28 protein-coding genes and 2 pseudogenes are annotated in these 24961 nt (G+C 65.1%); 21 read left to right on the top strand and 9 right to left on the bottom strand.

Annotated elements, in window-relative coordinates:
* Positions 1-38 precede the first annotated feature (38 nt).
* From FQS62_RS12015 to FQS62_RS11985, 7 genes are all read left to right on the top strand, one after another.
* Positions 39-1202, top strand: a complete 1164-nt coding sequence (locus FQS62_RS12015; RefSeq protein ID WP_208043110.1) for a zinc-dependent alcohol dehydrogenase — start codon at positions 39-41, stop codon at positions 1200-1202.
* Between the two features lie 10 nt (positions 1203-1212).
* Positions 1213-1719, top strand: a complete 507-nt coding sequence (locus tag FQS62_RS12010) for a hypothetical protein (protein WP_208043099.1) — start codon at positions 1213-1215, stop codon at positions 1717-1719.
* A 102-nt stretch (positions 1720-1821) separates the two neighbouring features.
* Positions 1822-2763, top strand: coding sequence for a hypothetical protein (locus tag FQS62_RS12005; protein WP_049447934.1), 942 nt, complete (start codon positions 1822-1824; stop codon positions 2761-2763).
* Positions 2751-3509, top strand: a complete 759-nt coding sequence (locus FQS62_RS12000) for a PIG-L deacetylase family protein (protein ID WP_208043098.1) — start codon at positions 2751-2753, stop codon at positions 3507-3509. Before FQS62_RS12005 ends, FQS62_RS12000 begins: the two co-directional genes overlap by 13 nt.
* A complete protein-coding gene (locus tag FQS62_RS11995) occupies positions 3506-4093 on the top strand; it encodes a class I SAM-dependent DNA methyltransferase (RefSeq protein WP_208043097.1) in 588 nt (195 codons plus the stop codon). Before FQS62_RS12000 ends, FQS62_RS11995 begins: the two co-directional genes overlap by 4 nt.
* A complete protein-coding gene (locus tag FQS62_RS11990; RefSeq protein WP_208043096.1) occupies positions 4090-4815 on the top strand; it encodes a glycosyltransferase family 2 protein in 726 nt (241 codons plus the stop codon). Before FQS62_RS11995 ends, FQS62_RS11990 begins: the two co-directional genes overlap by 4 nt.
* Before the next feature lie 83 nt (positions 4816-4898).
* Positions 4899-5327 carry a BLUF domain-containing protein gene (locus FQS62_RS11985; RefSeq protein ID WP_049447939.1) on the top strand — a complete coding sequence of 143 codons (429 nt, stop codon included), beginning with the start codon at positions 4899-4901 and terminating at the stop codon, positions 5325-5327.
* A 374-nt stretch (positions 5328-5701) separates the two neighbouring features.
* Here FQS62_RS11985 and FQS62_RS11980 read toward each other — a convergent pair whose 3' ends face one another.
* A complete protein-coding gene (locus tag FQS62_RS11980) occupies positions 5702-6094 on the bottom strand; it encodes a response regulator (RefSeq protein ID WP_049447940.1) in 393 nt (130 codons plus the stop codon).
* Positions 6095-6301: 207 nt separating this feature from the next.
* On the opposite strand from FQS62_RS11980, the gene FQS62_RS11975 reads away from it, so the two are divergent.
* The 5 genes and pseudogenes from FQS62_RS11975 (at position 6302) to FQS62_RS11955 (ending at position 9023) form a co-directional block, all read left to right on the top strand.
* Complete coding sequence (locus FQS62_RS11975) at positions 6302-6652, top strand: hypothetical protein (protein ID WP_226053470.1); 351 nt, start codon at positions 6302-6304, stop codon at positions 6650-6652.
* 159 nt (positions 6653-6811) lie between these two features.
* Positions 6812-6952 (top strand): annotated as a pseudogene (locus tag FQS62_RS11970) (DUF892 family protein); the annotation flags it as partial.
* A 113-nt stretch (positions 6953-7065) separates the two neighbouring features.
* Entirely contained in the window at positions 7066-7533 is a 468-nt protein-coding gene (locus FQS62_RS11965) for a BLUF domain-containing protein (RefSeq protein WP_208043095.1), read from the top strand.
* A complete protein-coding gene (locus FQS62_RS11960) occupies positions 7530-8297 on the top strand; it encodes a DUF72 domain-containing protein (protein ID WP_049447943.1) in 768 nt (255 codons plus the stop codon). The genes FQS62_RS11965 and FQS62_RS11960 overlap by 4 nt, the downstream gene beginning before the upstream one ends.
* Positions 8290-9023: pseudogene (locus FQS62_RS11955) on the top strand (DNA-formamidopyrimidine glycosylase family protein). The gene FQS62_RS11960 and the pseudogene FQS62_RS11955 overlap by 8 nt, the downstream one beginning before the upstream one ends.
* 39 nt (positions 9024-9062) lie before the next feature.
* Here FQS62_RS11955 and FQS62_RS11950 read toward each other — a convergent pair.
* From FQS62_RS11950 to FQS62_RS11940, 3 genes are all read right to left on the bottom strand, one after another.
* Complete coding sequence (locus FQS62_RS11950; RefSeq protein WP_208043094.1) at positions 9063-9560, bottom strand: YciE/YciF ferroxidase family protein; 498 nt, start codon at positions 9558-9560, stop codon at positions 9063-9065.
* Between the two features lie 111 nt (positions 9561-9671).
* On the bottom strand, positions 9672-10088 hold the full coding sequence (locus FQS62_RS11945; RefSeq protein WP_208043093.1) for a low affinity iron permease family protein: 417 nt from the start codon (positions 10086-10088) through the stop codon (positions 9672-9674).
* The gene (locus tag FQS62_RS11940; RefSeq protein WP_049447947.1) at positions 10085-10339 is read right to left on the bottom strand and encodes a hypothetical protein; all 255 of its coding nucleotides are present in this window, start codon (positions 10337-10339) and stop codon (positions 10085-10087) included. The genes FQS62_RS11945 and FQS62_RS11940 overlap by 4 nt, the downstream gene beginning before the upstream one ends.
* A gap of 274 nt (positions 10340-10613) precedes the next feature.
* Here FQS62_RS11940 and FQS62_RS11935 point away from each other — a divergent pair, with 274 nt between their 5' ends.
* Positions 10614-13265, top strand: a complete 2652-nt coding sequence (locus FQS62_RS11935) for an excinuclease ABC subunit UvrA (RefSeq protein ID WP_208043092.1) — start codon at positions 10614-10616, stop codon at positions 13263-13265.
* Positions 13266-13278: 13 nt separating this feature from the next.
* On the opposite strand, the gene FQS62_RS11930 is transcribed toward FQS62_RS11935, so the two are convergent.
* On the bottom strand, positions 13279-14784 hold the full coding sequence (locus tag FQS62_RS11930; protein ID WP_208043091.1) for a S1 family peptidase: 1506 nt from the start codon (positions 14782-14784) through the stop codon (positions 13279-13281).
* A gap of 827 nt (positions 14785-15611) precedes the next feature.
* Entirely contained in the window at positions 15612-16565 is a 954-nt protein-coding gene (locus tag FQS62_RS11925) for an alpha/beta fold hydrolase (protein WP_088479219.1), read from the bottom strand.
* Between the two features lie 168 nt (positions 16566-16733).
* On the opposite strand from FQS62_RS11925, the gene FQS62_RS11920 reads away from it, so the two are divergent.
* The 3 genes from FQS62_RS11920 to FQS62_RS11910 all read left to right on the top strand — a co-directional run bounded on the left by FQS62_RS11920 (position 16734) and on the right by FQS62_RS11910 (position 19085).
* On the top strand, positions 16734-17303 hold the full coding sequence (locus FQS62_RS11920; protein WP_088479218.1) for a TetR/AcrR family transcriptional regulator: 570 nt from the start codon (positions 16734-16736) through the stop codon (positions 17301-17303).
* 62 nt (positions 17304-17365) lie between these two features.
* On the top strand, positions 17366-17842 hold the full coding sequence (locus FQS62_RS11915; protein WP_208043090.1) for a nuclear transport factor 2 family protein: 477 nt from the start codon (positions 17366-17368) through the stop codon (positions 17840-17842).
* A gap of 322 nt (positions 17843-18164) precedes the next feature.
* Complete coding sequence (locus tag FQS62_RS11910) at positions 18165-19085, top strand: MBL fold metallo-hydrolase (RefSeq protein WP_049447953.1); 921 nt, start codon at positions 18165-18167, stop codon at positions 19083-19085.
* 118 nt (positions 19086-19203) lie between these two features.
* Here FQS62_RS11910 and FQS62_RS11905 read toward each other — a convergent pair whose 3' ends face one another.
* The 3 genes from FQS62_RS11905 to FQS62_RS11895 all read right to left on the bottom strand — a co-directional run bounded on the left by FQS62_RS11905 (position 19204) and on the right by FQS62_RS11895 (position 21100).
* Positions 19204-20085, bottom strand: coding sequence for an RNA polymerase sigma-70 factor (locus FQS62_RS11905; protein ID WP_208043089.1), 882 nt, complete (start codon positions 20083-20085; stop codon positions 19204-19206).
* Positions 20086-20160: 75 nt separating this feature from the next.
* On the bottom strand, positions 20161-20565 hold the full coding sequence (locus FQS62_RS11900) for a cupin domain-containing protein (protein WP_049447955.1): 405 nt from the start codon (positions 20563-20565) through the stop codon (positions 20161-20163).
* A gap of 55 nt (positions 20566-20620) precedes the next feature.
* Positions 20621-21100, bottom strand: coding sequence for a carboxymuconolactone decarboxylase family protein (locus FQS62_RS11895; RefSeq protein WP_088479215.1), 480 nt, complete (start codon positions 21098-21100; stop codon positions 20621-20623).
* A gap of 89 nt (positions 21101-21189) precedes the next feature.
* Here FQS62_RS11895 and FQS62_RS11890 point away from each other — a divergent pair, with 89 nt between their 5' ends.
* The 5 genes from FQS62_RS11890 to FQS62_RS11870 all read left to right on the top strand — a co-directional run bounded on the left by FQS62_RS11890 (position 21190) and on the right by FQS62_RS11870 (position 24843).
* Positions 21190-21498, top strand: a complete 309-nt coding sequence (locus FQS62_RS11890; protein WP_049447957.1) for a sigma factor-like helix-turn-helix DNA-binding protein — start codon at positions 21190-21192, stop codon at positions 21496-21498.
* A complete protein-coding gene (locus FQS62_RS11885; RefSeq protein WP_208043088.1) occupies positions 21495-22526 on the top strand; it encodes a LysR family transcriptional regulator in 1032 nt (343 codons plus the stop codon). Before FQS62_RS11890 ends, FQS62_RS11885 begins: the two co-directional genes overlap by 4 nt.
* 126 nt (positions 22527-22652) lie before the next feature.
* Positions 22653-23420 carry an SDR family oxidoreductase gene (locus FQS62_RS11880; RefSeq protein WP_208043087.1) on the top strand — a complete coding sequence of 256 codons (768 nt, stop codon included), beginning with the start codon at positions 22653-22655 and terminating at the stop codon, positions 23418-23420.
* 47 nt (positions 23421-23467) lie between these two features.
* A complete protein-coding gene (locus FQS62_RS11875; protein WP_049447960.1) occupies positions 23468-23983 on the top strand; it encodes an OsmC family protein in 516 nt (171 codons plus the stop codon).
* Between the two features lie 128 nt (positions 23984-24111).
* The gene (locus FQS62_RS11870) at positions 24112-24843 is read left to right on the top strand and encodes a hypothetical protein (protein WP_208043086.1); all 732 of its coding nucleotides are present in this window, start codon (positions 24112-24114) and stop codon (positions 24841-24843) included.
* Positions 24844-24961: the final 118 nt, after the last annotated feature.

The raw sequence follows: 24961 nt of genomic DNA, 5'->3' as shown, positions 1-24961 counted from the left end.
CTTGCGATGCTGGCGTCCCGATCTCCTGGAGAAGCACGATGCAGGCGTTGACCTATCACGGCCGCAAGGATGTGCGTGTCGAGACCGTGCCGGACCCGGTGCTGGCGGCGGAGGATGATCTGATCCTTCGGGTGACCGCCACCGCCATCTGTGGATCGGACCTGCACCTGTATCGCGGCAAGATTCCTGATCTGCACGATGGCGATGTGCTCGGTCACGAATTCATGGGCGTGGTGGAAGAGGTCGGTAGCGGCGTGACCCAGGTGAAGCCGGGCGATCGTGTAGTGATTCCCTTCGTGATCGCCTGTGGTGAGTGCTTCCATTGCCGGCTGGCCGAGTATGCCGCCTGCGAAACCACCAATCCCGGCAAGGGCGCCGCACTGAACCAGAAGGGCATACTGCCTCCGGCCGCGTTGTTCGGTTACAGCCATCTGTATGGCGGCCTAGCCGGTGGCCAGGCCGAATTCGTGCGCGTGCCAAAGGCCAACGTGGGTCCATTGCGCATCCCGGAGGGCGTAGCCGATGAGCAGGTCCTGTTCCTTTCCGACATCCTGCCCACGGGCTACCAGGCCGCACTGAACGCAGGGGTGAAGGCAGGCTCGACAGTTGCGATCTTCGGCGCGGGCCCGGTAGGGCTGATGAGCGCCGCCTGCTGCCGGTTGCTCGGGGCCGAGACCATATTCATGGTTGACCACCTGCGCTACCGCCTGGACTATGCGCGCCGTGCCTATGCTGTAACCCCGATCGACTTCAGCGAGATCGAGGACCCTGCCGATTACATCCTTGCCCAGACCAGTGGCCGGGGCGTGGATGCGTGCATCGAGGCCGTGGGCTTCGAGGCCGAGGGCAGTGCGCTGGAGTCAGCGTTGACCGCCGTGAAGCTGGAGGGAAGCAGCGGCGTTGCGATCCGGCAATGCATCGCGGCAGCACGCCGCGGCGGCGTGGTCAGCATCCCGGGGGTCTACGCCGGCTTCATCCATGGGTTTCTTCTGGGTGATGCGTTCGACAAGGGGCTCACGTTCAAGATGGGGCAGACCCACGTGCAGGGACTGATGCCGGAGCTTCTCGACGCAATCATGGAAGGAAAGCTGGACCCGGGTGACATCATCTCGCACCGGATGCGCCTGGCTGATGCAGCGCAGGGGTATGCGATGTTTGACGCCAAGAATGACGATTGCCGCAAGATCGTGTTGACACCGTGAGCACGCTGCCATGAGCGCGATTGTCATGTCCGGGGTGTACGCACTGTGGTTGGTGGCCGGTTCGCTGGACTTCCATTTTCACCGACGGACCAACCTGCCGCACACCTCGGGGATGGATGAAAGCGCATTGCACGGGGTCCAGCTTGTCCTGATCGGTAGCGGCGTACTGGCCTGGCTCCTGCTGGAAAACACGTGGTCGCTCGCCACGTTGCTGGCCGCGCTGGTCATCGCGCACGCAATCGCCGGCTACTTCGATACCGTCAGCGCGGATGGGCGACGCCGGATCAGCCCGGCAGAGCAGCACGTGCACAGCGTGCTCGACGCTGCCCCGTGGGTTCTGCTGGCTTGGGTCGCCTGGCACGCCCAGCCGCGTTGGCCGCTCACCGTAGCGCCGGCAGTGCCGGAGGTCTGGTGGCTCATCCTGCTGCCGGCGCTGGGCGCGGTCGTACTGCCATGGTTGTGGGAGCTGCTGCAGTGCCTCCGCGCAGGACGGCAGCGCCGGCAGGCGAGTGCGTGAGGATCATCGCGCAGAGAATTCATGCGCCGGCTACGCCTCCGAGACAGCGATGTGACCGCTTGCCGCCTACGTTCGTCATGTCTCTCCATTGCAGGCCCCTTCATGCAGCATGTGACGTCGCCCTCCCCGCTGGAAAACCGCGCTCGCCAGGTGGTGGTCCAGCTTCCCGACCTGCCATTGCCGGGACGTGGCCGCACGCTGCAGCGCTGGCAGGCGCTGGCCGCCTGGGGGGCGGACGATCTCTGCCTGGCCAAGGTGCTTGAAGCGCACTACGACGCCCAAGCGATCATTGCCGAACTGAACGCGCCCGTCGTTGCTGAAGGCCAGCTGCTGGCGGTGTGGGCCGCGGAAGGTCCAGCCAACACACTCCGCTTCGATGCCCACGGTCAGCTCCATGGCGACAAACCCTGGTGCTCCGGCAGCGCATGGGTAGATGCAGGACTGGTAACGGTCCGCAACGCGCAGGGCGTGTGGCTGTGCCAGGTTGGGGCAGAGCATTGGCGCACGCTTGCAGATGAGCCCTGGCCCGCCGTCGGCATGGCCGGCGTTCCGTCCACCACGGTGCGATTCGACGGTGCACCGATGACGCTTCTGGGAACGCGCGATGAGTACCTGCAGCGCCCCGGTTTCTGGCACGGCGGGGCAGGCATCGCGGCAGTCTGGTTTGGCGCGGCGGCCGCCCTGGCCGAGCGCATGCGGCCAACCTGCACCGAGGGAAATCGCGCGCGACTGTTGGGTGAAGTGGACCTCGCCTTGGGCCCGGCGGCGGCGCTGCTTCGCGAATTGGCAACGCGCATCGATGCCGAGCCCGAATCAGCGCATCGCGAAGACGTAGTGCGCCTGCGCTGTGTGGTCGAGCGCGCGGCGACGCGTGTCCTGGATCTGGCGGGAAGGGCGCTGGGCCCGGCACCCATGTGCCTGGAAGATGCCCATGCCCGCCGCTGTGCGGACCTGACCGTGTTCCTTCGCCAGAACCACGCTGATCGCGATTGGGAATGGCTGGGTGGGCAGCGTGCAGCCCAGGAGTCGACATGGGCGCTGTAGCCAGGACGCCCCTGCAGGGGGAAGGAACGCAGGAGCAGGCATGGCTGCGCTGCCATTGGCTCTGGCAGCAACCGGCCACATCGGCCACCGCCCTGTGCGCCGGCCATGACCGCATCGTGGTGGTCGCACCCCATCCGGACGACGAGATCCTCGGCTGTGGTGGACTGCTCCGTCACGCAGCGGGGCAGGGCATGGAGGTACGGGTCGTCGCAGTGACCGATGGCGAAGCGTGCTATCCGGACGAGCACTGGTGGACGCCGGAGCGCCTGCGATCGGCACGGCGCGCCGAGCTTGCCGCAGCACTGGGCGAACTCGGTATCCGGGCGGGATCAATTTTCCATCTCGGCATCGCCGACGGCGCGGTCAGCGCGCACGAACAGGGCCTGGAAGATTGGCTGCAGCAGCACCTGCAACCGCGCGATCTGGTGTTGGCACCCTGGCGCTTTGATGGGCATCCCGATCATGAGGCCGCAGGCCGTGCTGCCTGCCGTGCCTCGCGGGCAGTGGGCTGCCGACGTCTGGAGTACCCGGTGTGGGGCTGGCACTGGCTTGACCCCGCCTGCGCTCATATGGCGTGGGAGGTTCCCAGGCTGGTCGACATTTCCGCAGTGGCGGCCGCAAAACGAAGTGCCATCGCGCACTTCCGGACCCAGACCGGCGAGGTGCCCGAATTGAACAGCCCGCCGGTGCTGCCCGCGCACGTACTGACCCGATTCTTCCGGAACTACGAGGTATTCCTGGTATGAGCGCGCAACCGTACTTCGATGAATTGCATGAGCAGGAGGATCCCTTCGGTTATCGCCGCCGATGGTATGAAGAACGCAAGCGTGCGCTGCTGCTGGCCAGCCTGAGCCAGCGCCAGTTCAATCGCGGCTGGGAGCTGGGATGCTCCAACGGCGTGCTGACCGAAGCCTTGGCCGCCCGCTGCGAGCGCCTGCTGGCCACCGACATCAGCCCGCGCGCAGCGTTCCGGGCCCGCCGCAACCTCGCCCATCTGCCGCATGTGCAGGTCCACTGCGCCAGCCATCCCGAGCAATGGCCGGCGGGTCGCTTCGACCTGATCGTCTGCGGGGAGATGGGCTACTACCTGGGGGTAAGCGCACTGCATGAACTGCGCGCCGGTATCGATGAGGCCCTCCGCGATGACGGACTGCTGGTTGCCTGCCATTGGCTGCCTTCTTTCCAGGGGCGCGCAAGTCGCACCGAAGTCGTGCATCGATGCCTTGGACACGGCCTGCAGGAAGCCTTCCACTATCGTGACGCGGACTTCGTGCTGCAGGGCTGGACACGCCGCGCACTGTCGCTGGCCCGCGATGAGGGCCTGCGGTGATCGGCATCCTGGTGCCGGCCCACAACGAGGCAGCGAGCATCGAGCGCTGCCTCCAGTCGATCCGAAGGGCAGCCCTGCATCCCGCTCTACACAGCGAAGCGGTGCAGGTGGTGGTTGCGCTGGACAGCTGCTCTGATGCAACCGAGTCGATCTGCCGCCAGCAGTGGGTTGATACCGTGCGCCTGGAGGTACGCTGCGTCGGCGTTGCCAGGGCAGCGGCCGCTGCTGAGCTGATCGGACGCGGTGCGAGATGGCTGGCGAGCACCGATGCCGACAGTGAGGTACCTCCCGAGTGGTTGGTTGCCCAGCTTGAGGGCCGGTGCGACGCCTTCTGCGGACTGGTGGACATAGCGACCACCTCCAGGACGGAAAGGCGCCTGCGACGCGCGTTCCAGCAACGGCAGCAGTGGGGCGACGATCATGGACGCATCCACGGTGCCAATCTCGGCGTCTCCGCCCAAGCCTATCTGGCGGCCGGGGGATTTGCTCCCCTGCGCTGTGGAGAGGATGTTGCGCTGGTGCGGAGGCTGCAACGGCTCGGCGCCGACGTAAGGTGGGCCGGCGCTCCCGTCGTCATGACCAGTGCCCGCCTGGTAGGACGGGCCACCGGAGGATTCTCGGCCTACTTGGCCGGAATGGGTAGGGCGCGGCCCGCCGGCGAGGCAGATCGGCGGGCGGACGAAAGTGGAAGCGCCGTGAAAACTGCGGTGAATTGGGCATAGTGTGACGTGTACCCGGTTGATGTTTACAGTTCGGCCACGACGCCCGTCCTAGAGTGAAGGGGTGGGAGAGCAGGAGTGGCACCATGCCGAACAGAGCGATCGTCTACGTCAGCGAAGCCGTCAGTGGATTCTCGCCGGAGCGCCTGAAAGCGCTGATGGAGGATGCCGCCCGCTTCAATCGGGGCGCAGGAGTGACCGGGGTCCTGCTGTTCGACGGGGAACGCTTCCTGCAGTACATGGAAGGCCCCGCCGATGGACTGGATGTGGCCTTCTCCCGCGTGACCGGTGCCAGCAGTCACACCCACCTGATCGAGCTAGCGCGGGGCCGTGTCGGCCAGCGGCGGCTGCCGTTCTGGCCCATGCGTTGCCTGTCCGTCAGCACCGATGAGCTGCGCATGATCGCCTGTGCCGACTGGACCAGTGTCATCCAGCGGGCAGCAACCGAACAGGCCGATGCCACGGCGATGGACAAGCTGCTGCTGATCGTCGAGCCCTACGCGAAGGTTGCCTGAGCCCCGATGCCTGTTACCGCAGTGTGTTACCGGGCAGAGGATGGGGCGAGGCGGATCGTGAATCGCCTCATTCGTCCCTACAGCAAGGGCGGGATCATGGAAGGGCAGGAGACTTCCTGCGTCAGAAGGATTCAACGTTCCCCTCCGCGCAATCGCCTACGCAAGTGAGGCGATACCGGGGCTTTTCATGGACCATGTGGACGACCTCACCAGGGCCGCCGCCCGCTTCAACATCGAAGCAGGCGTGACGGGACCGAGCCTGCCGACATCCGCAACGTGGCCCGTGGCAACTGGAGTGAGCTCTCCCGCGGTGGCGCCCTGCGCCAGCTGCGCCGGATGGTGGCCCCGCACCTGGGGTGACACGGCGGTGGTTCTCAATGCGCGGTCGGCGGTGCGCAGACGTCTCCCACCACCTGCTGGACCGCTTCCTGCAACCGGTCGATGTGGAACGGCTTGGCCACGAACGTCGCGCGGCGGTGGCGCAGCGGCACCAGCTGGTCGTAGACCGCAGAGACGAACAGGTAGGGAATGCCGAGTTCGGCCAGCCGGTCGGCGACGGGAAAGACCACGCCGTCGCGAAGCTCCACATCCAGCACGGCACCATCGAACCGTTGCGTATCCAGCAGTCCCAGCGCATCGAACACGCTGTAGGCGTGGGTCACCTGGCCGCCGCCGTCTTCAAGCGCCTGCTCCATCAGTGCAGCCAGGTCGAGCTGGTCTTCAACCAACAGCAGATTGCACCTGCGCTGGCCCATTTCCATCTGCATGCGCGCATGCCTGTGTTGCCTTGGGAACTGCAGTGTGTGCTGTGCCGCATCAACGGCGTGCGTGTGGCGTGTCAGCCCGGCGCGAAGCGGCCTGCCCTCAACCGCCAACGCCGTCGACGCAGCGTGGAAAGCGGTGCGGCGTTTGTTGACGGCGCCTTGGCGGCCGCTATGGATACTGCCGCCGTCCCCCGTACTGGAGCCACTGCCATGCCTCGATCCACAACCGATCCCGCCTCACCCAGCGCACTGCGCGTGGAGTGCATGTCCCTGGACTGCGGCGGCGCTGCAATCGTTGTGGAGCTGGACAGCACGCCCGAACGGGCATGGATGAAGTCGCTCAAGCGCGCCCTGCAGGACGATGACGTGCTGCAGGGCGCGCAGGCCAAGTTCGATGGCCGTTTCGTCTACGTCGTAGGCGTGGAAGGCGGCGCACACCGCGCGCAGCATCGGGTGATCCAGGCGCTGAAGGCTTCCGCAGGCACGCGTACGCGCGCGCCTGCGGCAAGCCCCCGGCGCGACGCCGGCACCGCAGTCGTGTCCGGCGCGATGCCTGCCTGAGTGCGCAGCAGGCGTTGCCACGCAACAGCGGATGTTATGACCGCATCAGCGCCAGGTGCAGCACACACGCCCAGCGGCTCACGCCGGCCGACGAGGCGGTGATTGCTGCCTCGCCACCATGGTCTCCGGAGGCATGTTGCCCCACTACCGGAGACCGTGATGGCAGACCCGAACACCGTCCGAAGCGAGCGCCTGCTGAAGTGGCTGCAGGACGCCTACGCCATGGAGCAGGAGGCGGAGACCATGATGAAGGCCATGGCTTCGCGCATCCAGAACTATCCCCATCTTGCCGCACGTATCGGCCAGCAGCGCGACGGGGCACGTCCAGGTTCAACGCCGTCTCCACGCCGGTGTCACCGCGCGTTTGATCCGCATCGCTAAGGTAGAGCCATCTGCAACAACCCGGTGCTGTCATGCCTCTTCGTGCCACTGCCTATGTAAGTGAAGCCACCCGAAACCTGCCTGCGGAACGGCTGCAGCAGCTTGTTGCGGACGCGATGCTGTTCAACGCGTCCGTTGATGTGACCGGCGTCCTCCTGTTCGACGGCACTCGCTTCCTGCAATACATCGAAGGTCCGGAGGCCGGCGTCAGCGCGGCGTACACCCGCATCCTGGCGGCGGGCAGCCACAGCGGCCTGGTCGAACTCAACCGGGGCAGGGTGGGGCGGCGGCAGTTCCCGCACTGGCGCATGCACAGCGTGCGGGTGGATGAGCTCGCGCTGGGAAAGATCGCGATCTCCGACTGGACCGGCTTCGTGCGCAGCGCCTCCGCACTTGCCTCTGGCACCAGCGCGCTTGATCGACTGCAATCGGCGGCGCAGTCGCCTCCCGGCCCCGGCGAGGGCCGGCTGCTGGAACAGGACGGACCGGTGGCACGGTGAACGCGGCCGACTCCCCGGGCACGCCGGGCCAGGTGCGCGTCGGCTGCGCAGGCTGGTCGCTGTCACAGGCAGCGCAGACGGCGTTCGGCGCAGGCGAAAGCGTGCTGCAGCGCTATGCCACTCGGCTGCCCATGGTTGAGATCAATTCTTCGTTCTACCGCCCCCACCAGGCAGGTACCTACGCCCGGTGGGCGGCCAGCGTGCCCGAGGACTTCCGCTTCGCGGTGAAACTCCCGCGTGCGATCAGCCATGAGCGCCGGCTGCGCGATGCGATGCAACCGCTGGATCAGTTCCTCGGTGGCGTGATGGCCCTGGGTGACAGGATGGGCCCGCTACTGCTTCAGCTGCCGCCCAGTCTTGCGTACGATCCGGCGACCGTAGCGGAATTTCTGCACGGCCTGCGCGCGCGCACCCCGCTTGATGTCGCCTGCGAACCGCGCCATCCCTCCTGGTTCACTGCGGACGTGGATGCCCTGCTGAGCGACCACGGCATCGCACGGGTTGCCGCTGACCCGGCCCGGGTACCCGCCGCCGCGCTTCCGGGCGGTGACCGCACGTGGAGCTACTGGCGCTGGCACGGGCAGCCGCAGATCTATCGCAGCGCCTACAGCGAGCAGGCGCTGGCGGGGCTGGCCCAGCACCTGCAGCATGAAGCCGCCGCGCAACGCCGTGCCTGGTGCGTACTGGACAATACCGCGCTGGGTCACGCGACCGGCAACGCGCTGCACCTGCAGGCACTGCTGCAGGAGAACGTGCATGCCTGAGGGCCCGTCCATTGTCCTGCTGCGCGAAGCCGCGAGCCACTTCAGGGGTCACGTCGTACGCGGCGTCTCCGGCAACAGCCGCATGGACCTGTCGCCACTGCAGGGTCGCAGGGTCAAGGCGGTCCGCAGCTGGGGCAAGCACTTTCTGCTGGAGTTCAGTCACCACACGCTGCGCATCCATCTCATGATGTTCGGCAGCTGGCGCATCGACGAGCGGAAGCCGACCCCTGCACGGGTGTCGCTGGCATTCGACAACGGAGAGTTGAACTTCTATGCGTGTTCGGTGCGGTTGATCGACGAGCCGTTGGACGACGTCTACGACCGGCGGGTGGACGTGATGAACGATGCCTGGGATGCGAACCTGGCCCGCCGCAAGCTTAAGGCGCTGCCGGACACCCTGGTCTGTGACGCGCTTCTGGACCAGACCCTCTTCGCCGGCGTCGGCAATATCATCAAGAATGAGGTGCTGTTCCGGATCGGCGTGCATCCGGCCACGCGACTGGGCGACCTGCCGCCGCGCAAGCTCACCGCCCTGATCACCCAGGCCCGTGCCTACAGCTTCGACTTCCTGGAGTGGAAACGACGCTTCGAGTTGAAGAAGCACTGGCAGGTGCACACGCGCAAAGTGTGCCCGCTGTGTGGCGGGCCGATCAGCAAGCTGTACATGGGCCCCCCCGGCGGCGCACGTTCTTCTGCGCGAACGACCAGGTGTTGTACCAACCCTGATACCGCCTTCCGTGGCGGCCGGGGTGTGTGCAATTCGGCTCAGGCGGTCTGCGCGGCCTTCGCATTGCCGCCGCCCTTGGCCAACAGCGTCAGTTTCTCGTCGGTCGCCTTTTCTTCCTCCAGCGTCTCCAGCAGCAACGGCAGGGCATCCTTGTAGCCCAGCTGCTTGGCCAGCGCGGCGATGGTTCCATAGGAGGCAATTTCATAATGCTCGACCTTCTGCGCGCCACCGATCAGGGCAGCATCACGCACCGGCCCCTTGTCGATGCTGTCGATCACCTCCTTGCCTTCCTCGACCAAGCCTTCCATCGCCGCGCACTTGATGCGCTTCAGCCGGATGCCAAGAACCTCCACCACCTGGTCGATGCGCTCGATCTGGCCCTGGGTTTCTTCCAGGTGCGTTTCAAACGCGGTGGCAAGGTCAGGGTTCTCGGCCGCACGGGCCAGGCGCGGGAGGGCCTTGGTCAGCTGCTTTTCGGCGCTGTAGATATCCGAGAGTTCATGGATGAACAGGTTTTCCGCTGTTTTGATAGCCATGCTGGACTCCGTAGTGGGTGAGCGGTCAGGGTACATAGCGCCCGGTCGCGATCACGCGGGGGGCGGGTGAAGGCAGCATGTGAGCGCCCGTGGAAATGCTGCGCATGGTCTTCACGAAAGTGCACCCGCCTCGCACGGCATGCATCGCTCCTTCTTGGACTTGATGTCTGCAGCGGTCTTCGCCAGTGCCTCGTAGCGCTGGCGAATCTCTTCAAGATGGGTAGGCTCCATCGACTCCAGGTTCAACAGCTCCTGGTTGGCATCCTTGCTGACCCGGATCAGTTCATCCAGTTTGATGTGCAGCGCGGCCGTATCGGCGTTCTGCGTATGCTGGATCAGGAACACCATCAGGAAGGTCACGATGGTCGTTCCCGTGTTCACCACCAGCTGCCAGGTGTCATTGAAGTGGAAGGCCGGCCCGCTGGCGGCCCAGGTGATGATCACACCCAGTGCGGCAACGAATGCGCCCAGGCTGCCGGACAGTCGCGCCGTTGCGGCCGCGACGCGGGCAAAGCCGCACCGGATCATTGATCACCTCCTGCGGCCTCCTCATCCGTTCGGCGGTCTGGCAGTTTCACCCGCTCCGCCAGGCGCTTGGCCTGCTCTTCCGGCGTTGGCGCAGCGACGAAGGGCGAGATCGGGTCACTGGCAGGGAAGGTTTCCTGCAGCGCTTCGTCATGATTGCGATGGTTATGCAGCTTGGCCTGCAGAGGACTGACAGGATCGGTGTGCTGCGCTTCCGCATCCGGGTGGGGGAGGTCTTTCTGATCGCGTTGCATGGTGAATCTCCAGGTTGGGTACCGCTGCCGTGGTGGCGGGCCCAGCATAGGAGCCGCGGCGTGGGCGGCCACATCAAAGGTGTGGCAACGTGGCGTCAACCCTTCAGCCAACGCGGGTTAACAATCAGCCGCATGGCGTGGTTGGCGTGGGCAACTTGGCGTTCCGACGCTGCATGCAAGCACACATCCCCTCACACCATTCACCGCGCAGCAGCGAGAATGGCCTACCGGGCGTGCCCTGTGCGCCCCGCCCACCGAATCCAGGAATGCTGAGATGTCCAACACCCCCTCCGGTGAGTCGTCATGCGCAGCCGCAGCCGGCGGCTGCATCGAGGTCCGCGGCGCACGCGAGCACAACCTGAAGAATGTCGACGTCGCCATTCCACGCGATGCGCTGGTGGTGTTCTCCGGCGTATCGGGTTCGGGAAAGTCCTCGCTGGCCTTCGGCACGGTCTTTGCCGAGGCACAGCGGCGCTACTTCGAATCCGTCGCCCCCTATGCGCGCCGCCTGATCGACCAGGCCGGCGTGCCCGACGTGGATGCCATCGACGGGCTGCCGCCGGCAGTGGCCCTGCAGCAGCAGCGCGGTGCCAGCAACGCGCGCTCATCGGTGGGTAGCGTGACCACGCTGTCCAGCCTGGTGCGCATGATGTACTCCCGCGCAGGCGCCTATCCGGCCAACCAGCCCATGCTGTATGCCGAGGATTTTTCGCCCAACACACCGCAGGGCGCCTGCAGCACCTGCCACGGCCTGGGCCACGTCTACGAGGTGACCGAGGCCCTGATGGTACCCGACCCGTCGCTGAGCATCCGCGAGCGCGCCATCGCCTCCTGGCCACCGGCCTGGCATGGCCAGAACCTGCGTGACATCCTGGTCACGCTGGGCTACGACATCGATGTGCCGTGGAAGAAGCTGCCGAAGAAGGATCGGGATTGGATCCTGTTCACCGAGGAAGCGCCCAGCGTGCCGGTCTATGCCGGTTTTACCCCCGCCGAAACCCGTGCCGCGCTCAAGCGAAAGCAGGAGCCCAGTTACATGGGCACGTACACCGGCGCGCGCCGCTACGTGCTGCACACCTTTGCCAACACCCAGAGCGCATTGATGCGCAAGCGCGTTTCGCGATACATGGAGGGGCGGTTGTGCCCGGCGTGCCACGGAAAGCGCCTGAAGCCGGAGGCACTCTCGGTCACCTTTGCCGGCGTGGATATCGGCGAGTTCATGCGGCTGCCGCTGGATCAACTGGCGGACCTGCTGGAGCCCATCTCCCAAGGCGATTTCAGTGCACACAGCCAAGGTGCGCGTCCCCGCAGGCGTGCAACGCCCCGCGATCGCGCCAAGCGTGCAGCAAGTGGCCGTGCGACCCACGAAGGCGCCCCCGACGTTCGGCTGACCTCGGCCCTGTCAGAAGAAAAGCGCCTCGCAGCGCAGCGACTGGCGGGTGGGGTCATGGCGCGGGTACGGCAGCTGCGCGAACTGGGCCTGGGGTATCTCTCGCTGGATCGCGCCACGCCCACGCTGTCGGCCGGCGAACTGCAGCGCCTGCGGCTGGCCACCCAGCTCAGCTCGTTGCTGTTTGGCGTGCTGTATGTGCTCGACGAGCCCTCGGCCGGCCTGCACCCGGCTGACAGCCAGGCGCTGTACGACGCCCTGGAACGACTGCGCGACGGTGGCAACTCGGTGTTCGTTGTTGAGCATGACCTGGAGCTGATGCGGCGCGCGCAGTGGCTGGTGGATGTGGGACCGCAGGCGGGCGAGCACGGCGGGCAGATTCTCTATAGTGGCGAGCCCGACGGGCTGCGCCAGATCCAGGATTCACGCACGGCCCGGTACCTGTTCGACCAGGTGCCTGCGCCTGCCAGCCGGCAGCGCAGTGCCAGCAGCTGGCTGGAACTGAAGGGCATCCATCGCCACAACCTGCAGGGCGTGGACGCGCAGGTGCCGCTTGGGTTGCTGACGGCCGTGACCGGCATTTCGGGGTCGGGCAAGTCCAGCCTGATGGCGCAGGCACTGCCCGAGCTGATGCTGCTGCACCTCGGGCACGAGACGGTAGACGACAGCACCGACAGCGCGCCCACCGACGGACCCACCGTGATCGAAGCCACGCGCGGCCAACTGGCCGGCGATGTGGACGCCATTCAACGCGTGGTGCAGGTGGACCAGAAACCCATCGGCCGCACGCCACGCTCCAACCTGGCGACCTATACCGGCTTGTTCGATCACGTGCGCAAGCTGTTCGCCGCAACGCCCGATGCACGCCGCCGCCGCTTCGATGCGGGCCGCTTCTCGTTCAACGTGGCCAAGGGTCGGTGCGAGACCTGCGAAGGCGAGGGTTTCGTCAGCGTCGAACTGCTGTTCATGCCCAGCGTCTATGCGCCATGCCCTACGTGCCACGGCGCCCGCTACAACGAGGCCACGCTGAAGGTGCTGTGGAACGGCCGCAACATCGCCGAAGTCCTGCAGATGACGGTCGACCAGGCGCAGGCGTTCTTCGCCGAAGAAGAGGGCATCGCCCGCCCGCTGCAGGTGTTGCAGGAGATCGGCCTGGGCTACCTGCGGTTGGGCCAGCCGGCCACGGAACTATCAGGCGGTGAGGCGCAACGCATCAAGCTGGCGACCGAGCTGCAGCGCAGCCAGCGCGGGCGCACGCTGTATGTGCTGGATGAGCCCACCACCGGCCTTCATGCATCGGACGCGGACAGGCTGCTGGTGCAGTTGCAGCGGCTGGTGGACGCGGGAAACACCGTGGTGATGATCGAGCACGATATGCGTTCTGTCGCACAGGCGGACTGGGTGATTGATGTCGGGCCCGGCGCGGGCGGGGCAGGTGGCACCATCGTGGCGAAGGGAACACCGCAGCAGGTAGCCCGCGCCAAGGGCAGCAGGACGGCGCCGTTCCTTGCGAAGGAGCTTGGGCAGGGCCGGTAAAGCCATTGCGAGTCTATGGGCAATCAGGACATCCACTGCAGTGCAGGTTGTACTCAACTGGATCGGCAGTGATTCCTGATGCGTCCTTCAGCGTGACCCGCTCCCTCCAGGTCAGAGGCGGCGGTGGGATGACCGGGGGCGGGTAGAGCACGATGGGATAGAAGCAGGTCCATGTGTAGTTGAGCGGGGAGGGCATCTTGTCCGGCAACACTTCCGTCGCCGGTTCGCAGGGCCCGCTCGGGCACACGGGGCGCTCCAGTGTCAACTCTATTGGGAACTTAGGAACTCCCTTGTACGCAACCGGAACGGAAAATGGCCTGAAATAATTCTCTGTGCGATCTGCGATGCCGGTAATTTTGAAGGCCTCCGTCAATACGGAAACGCCAAGCACTGAAACCCGCTCGATGGGCATGTAGAACAGGTCATTCTCAAATCCCGTGTCTTCACCACCCCGGCCGTGAATGACGCCGACGGCCGCATTGTGCGAAAAGACCGGCCCGCCGCTGTCACCTTCGACGCTGAGAGGGCCTGGGGACAGGTTGCGCGCACGAATATACCTGCCTATGGCTCCATTATGATTGGACCTTGAGTTCATATCCTCAATGGTCCCGCATGCGTAGTGACCGTGAATGCCACTCTTGCAGATCACATCCCCCACATGCATCGAACTGGACGAGAGTGTGCTGGTTATTTCGAGCGTCTGCGACGGACCATTGATCAGGGTGATTTCATTCTTCTGCGCCTGGCGTGGGCCTCTGGACGGCTCCCTATGCCACTGGACATCGTAGTCGCCCTCGTTCTGCTCGCTCTGGAAAACGAGAGGCGCGGCAATGCCCTGATAGGTCAGCGCATTGTCACAGTGACCGGCCGTGAGGACACCAAGCTCGCGATCTGCGTCGAAGACGTTGAAGCCAGTGGTGCAGTTGAAGGCAGTGCCGGTCAGCTTATGGCCGCCGGAGATCGCGGTAGTGACCGTGAAGCCTTTCACCTGCTTGATCGCCACGAAATCAACAGCGCCCAGCAGTGGCCGGAGTGCGCGCCTGGCGGCCGCCTCATCCTTCACGTAGAAGGTCACAATGGACTGCTTGATATCGACACCGGACTCGAACCCAACATTCTTTACCAGAAGCTGGGCCTCCGCCTCCGCCTGGGTCGCCAAGAGCATTTCGAGCGATTGAGCGGAAGTGCGACCGGTAAAAACAGGATCCTGCGTGTACTTTGCCAAGGTCTCTCTCGGCTTCTTCGTGAACAGCACTACGATCTTGAATTCTGGCCTATGCTCGACGTACAAGCCGCCAAACGTGTCCGGCTCAGAGGTCTGAATCCTGGCTTCCAGCGCTGCCGCAGAGATCGATTTCATCGACCTGTATTTTGCTTCGGCCTCAGATACATTGAAGGTTCGCGAATAGGTGTATGCCGTGGGGTTGCCAGTTATCGGCTGGCCGTGCAGGGAGAATGCGAACGCACCGAGGGCGGACAATGCCAGGGCGCGCACGGATTTCGTGCGCAGATGGATCATGGCTGCTCCTTTGCCTGACGCATCAAGTGAATCGTCATGAGTGGGCCCGTGCAGCCCGCCGGGATGCTCGCAGCCAGACTCGAACGGAGCAGTTCGCCGCCATGCCCCCCTCCGAATGATGCAGCAATCCCGAACTCCACCATTCCGCCAGATCGTACGTCCTGCACCCCTATGGGAGCGCCTCCTTTCATGGCCAGCGTGTAGCCATGTGGCCATGCTGCAAGATATGCCGTGCCACCTGGGTCCACGAAGTAGACACAACCGTTGATTGGTTTCAGCACCCCCTTGAGCAGTCCAGTTGCAAGGACCCCACTTTGGGCAGGCGAGAGCGTGACAAGTACCAGTGATCGGGCATCCTTGGCGCTTGCCGACGGGGTCGCGGATGCGCCGCAGGTGGTTATCAGAAAGAGTAGAGCCGCAAGCTTTGCTGAAGAGCTGCCAGAGACCATGCACATCCCCCACCTCCATGTCACAACCGATTGTTGGCCCGCCTGGAATTCAATCGCATTATCAGCAATTAGGTTGCAGTGGGCTTGAAGGTATTGACTTTCCCCGCCATTAACCGTGACCACTTTCACGAACGCGCACTTTCAGATTGCCCCTCAATCCCTGTAACGCATGTTTATCATGCGACGCAGGGGGCGGGGGATTGCCAGCAGCAGCCGAGGTTCTGCTATCGCCATTTCAAGTCCTTGCAGCCGGATCTTGATGAAATCCCGCACCCGCTGAATCCGCGCAAGGCCGAGTCTGGCCGGGAAGGGGCACGCACAAGGTAGAGACACTCTGGTGTGGGACTGGCTCCGGCGCGATGCCGGAGCCAGTGTTGCTCACTTTTCCTGCAGGAACGTCAGCAGGTCCTGGTTGACCCTGTCCTTGTGGGTATCGGTCAGGCCGTGCGGCGCACCCGGGTAGACAATCAGCCTGGCGCCCTTGATGAGCTTTGCCGATTGGCGGCCGGAGATATCGATCGGCACGATCTGATCGTCGTCACCGTGGATGACCAGGGTAGGTACATCGAACTTCTTCAGGTCGGCGCGGAAGTCGGTGGCCGAGAACGCGGCGATCGAGTCGTACGTGTTCTTGTGGCCGCCCTGCATGCCCTGCGCCCACCACGCATCGATCAGCGCCTGCGACACCTTCGCGCCCGGGCGGTTGAAGCCATAGAACGGGCCGGACGGGATGTCCTTGTACAGCTGGGCGCGGTTGTCCATCTGTGCCTTGCGGATGCCATCGAACACTTCGATCGGCAGCCCGTTCGGGTTGTCGGCGGTCTTCAGCATGAACGGCGGCACCGAGCTGATCAGCACGGCCTTCTTCACTCGCCCGGTGCCATGCCGGCCGATGTAGCGCGCCACCTCGCCGCCGCCGGTGGAGAAGCCCACCAGGGTGACATCGTGCAGATCCAGCGTATTGATCACCGTGGCCAGGTCATCGGCGTAGTGATCCATATCGTTGCCCTCCCACGGCTGGCTGGAACGGCCGTGGCCGCGGCGGTCATGCGCGATCACGCGGTAGCCATGATTGGCCAGGAAGAGCATCTGCGATTCCCAGCTGTCCGAGTTCAACGGCCAGCCGTGGCTGAAGGTCACGACCGGGCCGTCCTTCGGGCCCCAGTCCTTGTAGTACAGCTGCACGCCATCGGCGGTGGTGATGTAGCTGGCGGTGCGCGCGATGGCGGTGACCGCAGTCGGCTTGGCCGGTTCGGCGGCCTGCGCGGACAGGCCGGCCTGGACCGAGAGGGCGAGGGCGGCAACGGCCAAGGTGCGGGCGAAGGTGTTCATGCGGAAACTCTCATGGGTGGGTGGTGAGACGTACTTTGCGCCTGGAGTCAGGCGTTCGGGTGATGAATTGTCCGGATTTCTTGATAGATCGTCTTGCACGGATGTGCGCGCACGAATCGCCCGCCACCGCCTGTTGACGGTGGAGAATGATCGTTCTACCTTGTGGCCATGAACAAGGCCACCACCGATACCCAGCAGAAGATCCTGGCCACGGCCGAGGCGCTGATCTACCAGAACGGGATCCACGCCACCGGCATGGACCTGTTGGTGAAGACCTCCGGCGTGGCGCGGAAGAGCATCTACCGCCATTTCGAGAACAAGGACGACGTGGCCGCTGCTGCGCTGAGGGCCCGCGATGTGCGTTGGCTGGCCTGGTTCCGGCAGGAGTGCGAGAAGGCGGACACTCCGGAAGCGCGCGTCCTCGGCATGTTCACCGTGCTCAAGAAATGGTTCCAGTCCGAGGGTTATCGCGGTTGCGCGTTCATCAACACCGCAGGCGAGGTCGGCGACCCTGCCGATCCAATCCGGGAAATCGCGCGGAACCACAAGCAAAAGCTGCTCGATTACACGCTGGAACTTGCCGGACAACTGGATGTGGAGCAGCCGGCGGACCTGGCACGTCAGTTGCTTCTCCTGATGGAAGGCGCCATCACCCTGTCGCGCGTGATGGGGGATTACGGCGCCGCAGACACTGCGAAGGATGTCGCGAAGCTGTTGTTGGAACAGGCCAAGCGTTAGCGCCTGAGTACGCCAGATCGCTTGAAGCACTTCATGTATCCATCTCGATTGGAGGTCTCCCCGTGTCCGCTGAACAACCCCGTCCGCCGCTTCCTCCGTTCAACCTCGAATCGGCCACGCAGAAGGTGCGCCTTGCCGAGGATGGATGGAATTCCCGCGATGCCGACAAGGTGTCGCTTGCCTATTCGCTCGATACCCAGTGGCGCAACCGTGCCGAATTCACCAGCGGTCGGGAAGAAGCCCGCCAGTTCCTGGAACGCAAATGGAACAAAGAGCTTGAGTACCGCCTGATCAAGGAGCTCTGGGCCTTTACCGAGAACCGCATTGCTGTCCGCTACGCATACGAATGGCACGACGACTCCGGCAACTGGTTCCGTTCCTATGGCAACGAAAACTGGGAATTCGGAGAGGATGGCCTGATGCAGCGCCGCTTCTCGTGCATCAACGACCTGCCGATCAAGGAAAGCGACCGCAAGTTCCATTGGCCGCTGGGGCGTCGCCCGGATGACCACCCGGGGTTGTCCGACTTGGGGATGTGAGTTGCGGGGTAACACCAGGGAAGCGGGGTAGCGGTGCCCGCGCAGGCGGGTCCGCATTGCTTCCCGGAACGCAACATGGCGTACCCCTCCACGGGCCTACCGCATCTGTGGCGCGCTGCCTAGGCTGATCCCGCACGGCACCTGCCGTGTTCCGGGCCCATTGCCCGCGCAGTGGCCAGTCTTCCCGTGAACCGCGCAGCGCTGGCCTGCTAGGCAACCGTGCCCTGGCAATGTCACTGCCTGCGCCATGGGAAAGCACCCGGATTCGTTCGCGCCAGCCTTGCACTGCTGCCCGCCAAATGGCTCTTCGTGGAGATCCCTCATGTTCAGTATGGAAAACACCGCCGCGCCCATTGCCCCCGCCCTTGATGAACTGGTGCCCTCGCGCTACGCCCTGAAAGTGGGCGATGTCGAAGTGCTGGTGATCAGCGATGGCGTCCTGCCATTGCCAACCCAGATGCTCGGTCACAACGTACCGGCCGCCGATCGTGCCGAATGGTTCGAAGAGATGTACCTGCCGCAGGATGCCTTCGACTGGGCGTTGAACGTGATGGTGGTGCACAGCGGTGATCGCACCATCCTCATCGATGCCGGCCTGGGCATGGACCCGGACCTGCAGCTGCCGCGCGCCGGCCAGCTGATCCGCCGCCTCGGTGCTGCCGGTATCAACCTGGGCGAAATCACCGATGTGGTCATCACCCACATGCACATGGACCACGTCGGCGGCCTGCTGGTTGAAGGCGTAAAGGAACAGCTGCGCCCGGACCTGAAGATCCACGTCGCAGCCGCGGAAGTGGAGTTCTGGAAGTCGCCGGACTTCAGCCGCACCAACATGCCGCAGGGCTTTCCCGATGCGTTGCGCACCACGGCCACGCACTTCTGGGCCGAGTACAGCAGCTATGTGCACACTTTCCAGGACGAACAGCAGATCGCACCGGGCGTGACGGCCCACCGTACCGGTGGGCATACGCCGGGCCACTGCGTGGTGCGCGTGGCGTCTGCGGGGCAGGCCCTGACCTTTGCCGGTGACGCGGTGTTCGCGGTCGGCTTCGACCAACCGAACTGGCACAACGGCTTCGAGCACGACCCGGAGGAATCCGCACGCGTACGCATCGCTCTGCTGAAGGAACTGGCCGGCACCGGCGAAATGCTGGTGGCCACGCATCTTCCGTTCCCGTCAGTGGGCCGGGTGTCGCTGGAAGGCGAGACGTTCCGCTGGGTGCCGGTGTTCTGGGACTTCTGATCGGATCCTGCGGATACAGCGCAAGCAGGAGTTTTCGACGGGGTGCACCGGCACCCCGCTCGAATCCCCCCCCCAAGGGCGAGGCCGATAACGGACGCCCTCCCTACCTGGCGGGGAACTACTGGATGGCGGTAGGGTGAGCCAAACGCTGCAGCTTGTGCGGGTTGCGCTGCACCAAGACCTGCGTGATCCGTTCGCCATCGGTCTCGAAGGCCATCGCCGCCTCCAGCTCGCCATCGAAATAGCGCAGCAGTCCCAGCCGTCCGTTGAGCATGGCCGGTACCATCCGCAACTGCGCACTGCGCCGCAGGTGCGGGGCATACAGCAGCTGGGCGATGCGTGCGCCGCCGACCATCGGCCCGGGGAAGCTGGTGACGATACCGCCGCCGTCACCCACCAACTCGGCCGATTCGGCCATCAATGCTTTCATTGTGCGGAAATCTCCGCTGGACGCGGCCTCGGCGAAGCGACGCAGGAGTTTCTGGTGCACGTCCTGCGGGACGTTGTAGCGCGGGCGTTCCTGCCGGAGCTGCTGACGCGCACGATGCACGATCTGCCGGCAGGCGGCTTCCGTTTTGTCCAGGGTGCGCGCAACCACGGCGTAGTCCTGATCGAACACATCGTGCAGCAGGAAGGCCGCACGCGCATCCGGGGCCAACCGTTCCAGCACACTGAGGAATGCGACCGACAGATCGCTGGCGGTTTCCAGCACGTACTCGGGCGTGGCGGTGTCATCGGTCAGCAGCGGTTCGGGCAACCACATGCCCACATAGTGTTCGCGCGTATGCCGGGCCAAGCGCAGGCCATCAATGGCGCGACGGGTGGTGGTCGCCACTAGCCAGGCTTCCGGATTCTCGATCTGTGACTGGTCGGCGCCATGCCAGCGCAGCCAGACATCCTGCACCACGTCTTCGGCTTCGTACGAAGACCCAAGCATGCGGTAGGCCACGCCGAACAGGCGTGGGCGGAGGCGTGAGAACAGCGCAGTGGAATCGTCCATGCCAGCCTAGACGGGACAGGTCCCCGGATTGTGACACCCGGGAACCTGTCGCTGGTGCCAGCGCCGGACGTGCGATCAGTGCGGCGGCAGAACCGCCGGCTTGCCGATGTCCTTGATCAGGAACACCACGAACTTCGCCGGCTCGGTAGCGCTGGCGTTACGACCCACGGTGTGCAGATCGGCCGGGCCTTCATGGAAGGCCTCGCCCGGGCCGAGGGTGACTTCCTTGCCGCCGGCCACGCCCATCACGATCCGTCCTTCCAGGACATAGACGAAGCCATGGGCATCGTGGCGGTGGACAGGATCGGCGCCACCCGGCGGGTACTCCACGGTAAGGATCAGCGCTTCCTTGCCGGGCTGCTCCGGAAGGGCGCGGGTCATCACCTCGCGCACCAGGGGTTCGGGCGCCGCAGAGGGTGGGGTGGCGGCAGCGCTGCACAGTGGCAGCAGCGCAGACAGGGCCAGAACAGAAAGACGCATGGCAGGTCTCCAAAGCGGTAGGGGAGAGCCGCTGCATGGGGCAGCTGCGGAAGGGTCAGGCCAGGCCGGCCTTGTCCAGGCCGAAGGCCGCGTCCAGGGTGCCGGGCGTGGTACGGAAGGCGACATTGGCGCGGTTCCATGCGTTGATCGCCATCACCGCGTGGGTCAGGTCGACAACTTCCTGATCGGACAGCTGGCCGCGCACGCGCGCGTACAGCTCGTCGGGCACGCCCTGTGCCGGCAGCTGGGTCAGTACTTCGGTCCAGGCCAGGCAGGCGCGCTCGCGCGTGCTGAACAGCATCGATTCACGCCATGCCGCCAGGTGATGCAGGCGCAGCGGACGCTCGCCGCGCAGGGTGGCTTCCTTCACGTGCATGTCCAGGCAGAAGCCACAGCCGTTGAGCTGCGATGCACGGATGTTGACCAGATCAATGATGGCCGCTTCGATCGAGGCGGTGTGGGCGGCATGCGAGTACAGGCCGAGCTTCTTGAACAGTTCGGGGGATTGCGCGGCGTAATCCAGGCGTGCGGTCATGGTGTGTTCCTGTAGCGGGTGAAGGGCACAGCGAGGCTAGGCCTGCACCCGCAATGCCGGTAGGCGGGGGCCGGGCCGCACGCTGTTGCATGAAAAACACCAATGTCCTGTCACAGCGGCCGATGCTCGGCCGTCTGCCGGGCATGGACACCTCATCGCACCTGCGCACCGCATCGCGCCCTGCCAGCGAACAGGTCTGGCAGGCTTTCCTCGCCGCATTGCGCGAACTGCCGCCCGATGCACGTGCGATCCTGCTGTTGCACGACGTGCTGGGCGCCGGATTCGAGGACATCGAGCCCCTGCTGGGGCTCGACCCTTCCACGTGCAGGCAACGGTTGGCGCTGGCGCGGAGCCACCTGCACGCACAACGTGCCCGCCTGGAGCCAGGCAGCCCATGAACGCCGCAAAGCCCCGCCCGGCCGGCGACGGTCACGATGCGTTCAATGCGTCCTTCTCCACCAGCTACGCCGGCGTGCTGGCCTTCATCGCAGTGGCGTCCGAGGGCAGCTTCGCGCGCGCGGCCGACCGCCTCGGCATCGGCCGTTCGGCCGTCAGCCGCAGCGTGCAGAAGCTGGAAAGCCAGTTGGGCGTACGGTTGTTCCTGCGCACCACGCGCTCGACCACGCTCACCCGCGAAGGCGAGCTGTTCCTGGAGGGCTGCAACCCGGGCGTGACCTGCATCCTGCAGGCGCTGGAGGAAATGCGCGACCTGCGCGAGGGCCCGCCGCGCGGACACCTGCGCATCAGTGCCGGCCACGGCTTCGGCCGGCGGGTGGTTGCTCCCCTGCTGGCAGCCTTCCGTGCCGAGTACCCGCAGGTATCAGTGGAGCTGCTGCTGGACGAGCAGGCCCCCGACCTGGCCGGTGACCGCATCGACGTGGCGTTTCGCGACGGCCTGCTGGAAGACAGCCAGGTGATCGCCAAGCAGCTGGTGCCGATGCAGCTGGTCGTATGTGCATCACCGGCGTACGTGCAGACGCACGGCCTACCGGTGTCGGTGGATGCGCTGTGCACGCATGCCTGCATCGGACGGCGCCTGCCGGGCGGACGCATGCAGCCCTGGGATTTCCGTGTCGACGGTGCCGAAGTGCACCTGCAGCCGCCGGCCGCACTGGTGTTCAATGATGCCGACCTGGCCCTGCAGGCCGTCATCGACGGGCTGGGCATCGCCCAGCTGCCCAGCTATCAGGTGCGTGAAGCGCTTTGGGCGGGCAGGGTGGTGACCTGCCTGGATCGGCATGCGCCGCTCGATCGCGGTCACTACCTGTGCTATCTCAGCCGCCGCCAGCTGCCCAAGCGCGTGCGTGCCTTCATCGACTTCAGCACGCAGCGGGTGCGCGCGCTCGAACTGGATGTGATCTCGCACTGGGAAGCACGCCAGCAGGCCAACCCTCTGAAGCCAGGCAAACAGCCCACCTGGGTCTGAGCGTATTGATGCGTGCCGGGCAACAGTGCGCGGCCCGTCACGGACCTACTGCCTCGCGCCCGCGCTACCTACGATTCCTGCGCCGGACCACATCCGGTAGCCCCTCTACATTCCAGGAGACACGCAATGAAGTTCCTCGTCATCGGTGGTACCGGCCGCATCGGCAGCAAGGTGGTGGAGCGCCTGCGCGTAGCCGGGCATGAGATCGTGGTGGCAGCGCCCTCCACCGGGGTGGATGTGCTGACCGGTGAAGGTCTGGACGCCGCCATGGACGGCGTCGACGTGGTGGTGGACCTGGCCAACTCGCCCTCGTTCGAAGATGCGGCAGTGCTTTCGTTCTTCGTGACCGCCGGCCACAACATACTTTCGGCCGCCACCCGTGCCGGCGTGCGCCACCATGTCGCGCTTTCTGTTGTGGGTACCGACAAGCTTGCCGCCAGTGGCTATTTCCGCGGCAAGATCGCCCAGGAGCGGCTCATTCGCGATTCCGGCCTGCCGTACACCATCATCCATTCCACGCAGTTCTTCGAGTTCCTGCCGGGCATCATCCAGTCCGCCGGCGACGGGAAGACCCTGCGGCTGCCGGCCGCCGACGTGCAGCCGATTGCCGCCGAGGATGTTGCCGAAGCGGTGGCACGCATCGCGCAGCAGGCGCCAGCCAATGGCGTGCTGGAGATCGCCGGACCGCAGCGCAGCGCGATGGCGGATCTGGCCAGGCGCCATCTGCAACTGACAGGTGATTCCCGGCAGGTGGTGGCAGACGCCGATGCACTGTACTTCGGCGCGCCGCTGCAGATCGACACGCTGGTACCGGCCGGCCACGCGTGGCTGGGACAGGTCGGCTTCGAAGCCTGGCTTCAGCAGTCCGGCCTGTTGCAGCGGCAGCCTGCCTGAGCGGCGAATCGATCGCCTGCCGCAGCTGCGCTTGATGGAGCCGCGCAATGACCGAGCTGAAGCCGCCTTCGCCCGCCATGCTGGACCGCTACCAGGGTGACGACGTGAAGCCGCTGTACACCGGCCGCGTGCGGGTGAGCGGTGGCCAGGCCCAGCACGGGCGGGCGTCCGGCGTCGTGCGGTCGGACGACGGTGCACTGGCGGTGGACCTGCGTCTGCCGCCGGAACTCGGCGGGCCTGGCGGCGGCACCAATCCCGAGCAGCTGCTGGCCGCGAGCTACGCCGGCTGCTTCCACGGTGCCATGGTGCTGGTGGCCGCGCGTGCCGGCCTGCTGCTGCACAACCCCAGCATCGAAGTGGCGGTCACCTTCGCCCGTGATCCGGCAGATGGGCTGTATCTGCTGTCGGCCGAGATCGTGGTACATCTTCCCGGCATGGATGAGAACCTGGCCTGCGAACTGGTTCGCAACACCGAACGCGTCTGCCCATACGCCAAGATGTTCCATCGTGGCGTCAGCCATGTGGTGCATGTTCGGGTCGGCCCGCAGGCTCCTCCTCTGTAGAACCGAGCCATGCTCGACTCCGGGAAGGTCCTGGCCCTGACGTCTACACGGCTAGGCCGTATTCCGCTACAACCCAGCTCGGCTACGATGGTGGCGCCGGCAACCTGGCCGGTGGGGCAGGGGATGCAATGGACATGCAGGCAGGGGGCGGATTCGATCCGCCGGCAAAGATCGATTCGGAGGAACTGACATTCCACTGGCTCTACCAGCGGGTGCAGGGACTGGTTGAGCACAGCATCTACCCCAAGGCGGGCAGGGTGGAGACGTGGGCGTTTCGCATCGGCGTGGGTGCGGCGATCATCGGCATTCTCATGGGTCAGCTTCCGGATCGATGGCTGCCTCTTGGCGTAGTGCTCCAGGTGGTTGTTGCCTGCCTGGCAATCGAAATCGGAGGATTCATTGTCGGTGGCGTACTGGCCGCCCGCAGGGGCATTCGCCAGTTCAGCCAGCCGCGGCTCTCGCACGCCCGGGAGATGGATGAAGACTTCGCTCACTGGCAAGCGGTGGTGACCGAGCTTCGCGGATTCCCGCGCGTCCAGCGCGAGCGGCGACTCAAGTTCGTCAGCACCTTGCGCACAAACATGATTGAGCGCATGGGCATGATGTATGGCGGCCTGCAGCGGCTGGGACCATTCCCGCTGTTGATTGCCCTCTACCTGCAGTTCCGCGGATGGAAATGGGGCGACTGGGCGGGCGCTTTCGATGTTGGCCCGCTGGGTGCACTACTGATCTTCGCCATGGTGCTGCTGTACCTGCTGGGCTGGATGCTGATCGGCCTTCGCACCAGGCTTGATACCTACGTTGCCTTGTTGGAGGGTTCCATCCACGAACCCGAGCCCTCCCAGCCAACGCCTTTGTAGCGTCGGGCCATCATGTTCCTCATGCTGAGGGACGAACAGGACTGTGAGACATCCAGTGAGGCATACGCATGGCTCAAGAGTGCCGCGCTGTGGCTGGATGCAGCCGATTTCTTCGGGC

Origin of the sequence: Stenotrophomonas sp. SBJS02 (assembly GCF_020428325.2) — a bacterium.
GTDB classification, from domain to species: Bacteria; Pseudomonadota; Gammaproteobacteria; order Xanthomonadales; family Xanthomonadaceae; genus Stenotrophomonas; species Stenotrophomonas africana.
Note: the sequence above shows the minus strand (reverse complement) of the source record. Positions and strands in the feature narration are given on the sequence as shown.

What these genes read in the sequence shown, in the direction of transcription:
- FQS62_RS11975 (WP_226053470.1), top strand. Translation starts at nt 6,302, where the DNA reads ATGCCTCGATCCACAACCGATCCCGCCTCACCCAGCGCACTGCGCGTG.
- FQS62_RS11925 (WP_088479219.1), bottom strand. Translation starts at nt 16,565, where the DNA reads ATGAACACCTTCGCCCGCACCTTGGCCGTTGCCGCCCTCGCCCTCTCG.
- FQS62_RS11920 (WP_088479218.1), top strand. Translation starts at nt 16,734, where the DNA reads ATGAACAAGGCCACCACCGATACCCAGCAGAAGATCCTGGCCACGGCC.
- FQS62_RS11995 (WP_208043097.1), top strand. Translation starts at nt 3,506, where the DNA reads ATGAGCGCGCAACCGTACTTCGATGAATTGCATGAGCAGGAGGATCCC.
- FQS62_RS12005 (WP_049447934.1), top strand. Translation starts at nt 1,822, where the DNA reads ATGCAGCATGTGACGTCGCCCTCCCCGCTGGAAAACCGCGCTCGCCAG.
- FQS62_RS11900 (WP_049447955.1), bottom strand. Translation starts at nt 20,565, where the DNA reads ATGCGTCTTTCTGTTCTGGCCCTGTCTGCGCTGCTGCCACTGTGCAGC.
- FQS62_RS11885 (WP_208043088.1), top strand. Translation starts at nt 21,495, where the DNA reads ATGAACGCCGCAAAGCCCCGCCCGGCCGGCGACGGTCACGATGCGTTC.
- FQS62_RS11880 (WP_208043087.1), top strand. Translation starts at nt 22,653, where the DNA reads ATGAAGTTCCTCGTCATCGGTGGTACCGGCCGCATCGGCAGCAAGGTG.
- FQS62_RS11985 (WP_049447939.1), top strand. Translation starts at nt 4,899, where the DNA reads ATGCCGAACAGAGCGATCGTCTACGTCAGCGAAGCCGTCAGTGGATTC.
- FQS62_RS11910 (WP_049447953.1), top strand. Translation starts at nt 18,165, where the DNA reads ATGTTCAGTATGGAAAACACCGCCGCGCCCATTGCCCCCGCCCTTGAT.
- FQS62_RS11875 (WP_049447960.1), top strand. Translation starts at nt 23,468, where the DNA reads ATGACCGAGCTGAAGCCGCCTTCGCCCGCCATGCTGGACCGCTACCAG.
- FQS62_RS11895 (WP_088479215.1), bottom strand. Translation starts at nt 21,100, where the DNA reads ATGACCGCACGCCTGGATTACGCCGCGCAATCCCCCGAACTGTTCAAG.
- FQS62_RS11930 (WP_208043091.1), bottom strand. Translation starts at nt 14,784, where the DNA reads ATGATCCATCTGCGCACGAAATCCGTGCGCGCCCTGGCATTGTCCGCC.
- FQS62_RS12010 (WP_208043099.1), top strand. Translation starts at nt 1,213, where the DNA reads ATGAGCGCGATTGTCATGTCCGGGGTGTACGCACTGTGGTTGGTGGCC.
- FQS62_RS11980 (WP_049447940.1), bottom strand. Translation starts at nt 6,094, where the DNA reads ATGCAGATGGAAATGGGCCAGCGCAGGTGCAATCTGCTGTTGGTTGAA.
- FQS62_RS11890 (WP_049447957.1), top strand. Translation starts at nt 21,190, where the DNA reads ATGAAAAACACCAATGTCCTGTCACAGCGGCCGATGCTCGGCCGTCTG.
- FQS62_RS11905 (WP_208043089.1), bottom strand. Translation starts at nt 20,085, where the DNA reads ATGGACGATTCCACTGCGCTGTTCTCACGCCTCCGCCCACGCCTGTTC.
- FQS62_RS11945 (WP_208043093.1), bottom strand. Translation starts at nt 10,088, where the DNA reads ATGATCCGGTGCGGCTTTGCCCGCGTCGCGGCCGCAACGGCGCGACTG.
- FQS62_RS12000 (WP_208043098.1), top strand. Translation starts at nt 2,751, where the DNA reads ATGGGCGCTGTAGCCAGGACGCCCCTGCAGGGGGAAGGAACGCAGGAG.
- FQS62_RS11940 (WP_049447947.1), bottom strand. Translation starts at nt 10,339, where the DNA reads ATGCAACGCGATCAGAAAGACCTCCCCCACCCGGATGCGGAAGCGCAG.
- FQS62_RS11935 (WP_208043092.1), top strand. Translation starts at nt 10,614, where the DNA reads ATGTCCAACACCCCCTCCGGTGAGTCGTCATGCGCAGCCGCAGCCGGC.
- FQS62_RS11870 (WP_208043086.1), top strand. Translation starts at nt 24,112, where the DNA reads ATGGACATGCAGGCAGGGGGCGGATTCGATCCGCCGGCAAAGATCGAT.
- FQS62_RS12015 (WP_208043110.1), top strand. Translation starts at nt 39, where the DNA reads ATGCAGGCGTTGACCTATCACGGCCGCAAGGATGTGCGTGTCGAGACC.
- FQS62_RS11965 (WP_208043095.1), top strand. Translation starts at nt 7,066, where the DNA reads ATGCCTCTTCGTGCCACTGCCTATGTAAGTGAAGCCACCCGAAACCTG.
- FQS62_RS11950 (WP_208043094.1), bottom strand. Translation starts at nt 9,560, where the DNA reads ATGGCTATCAAAACAGCGGAAAACCTGTTCATCCATGAACTCTCGGAT.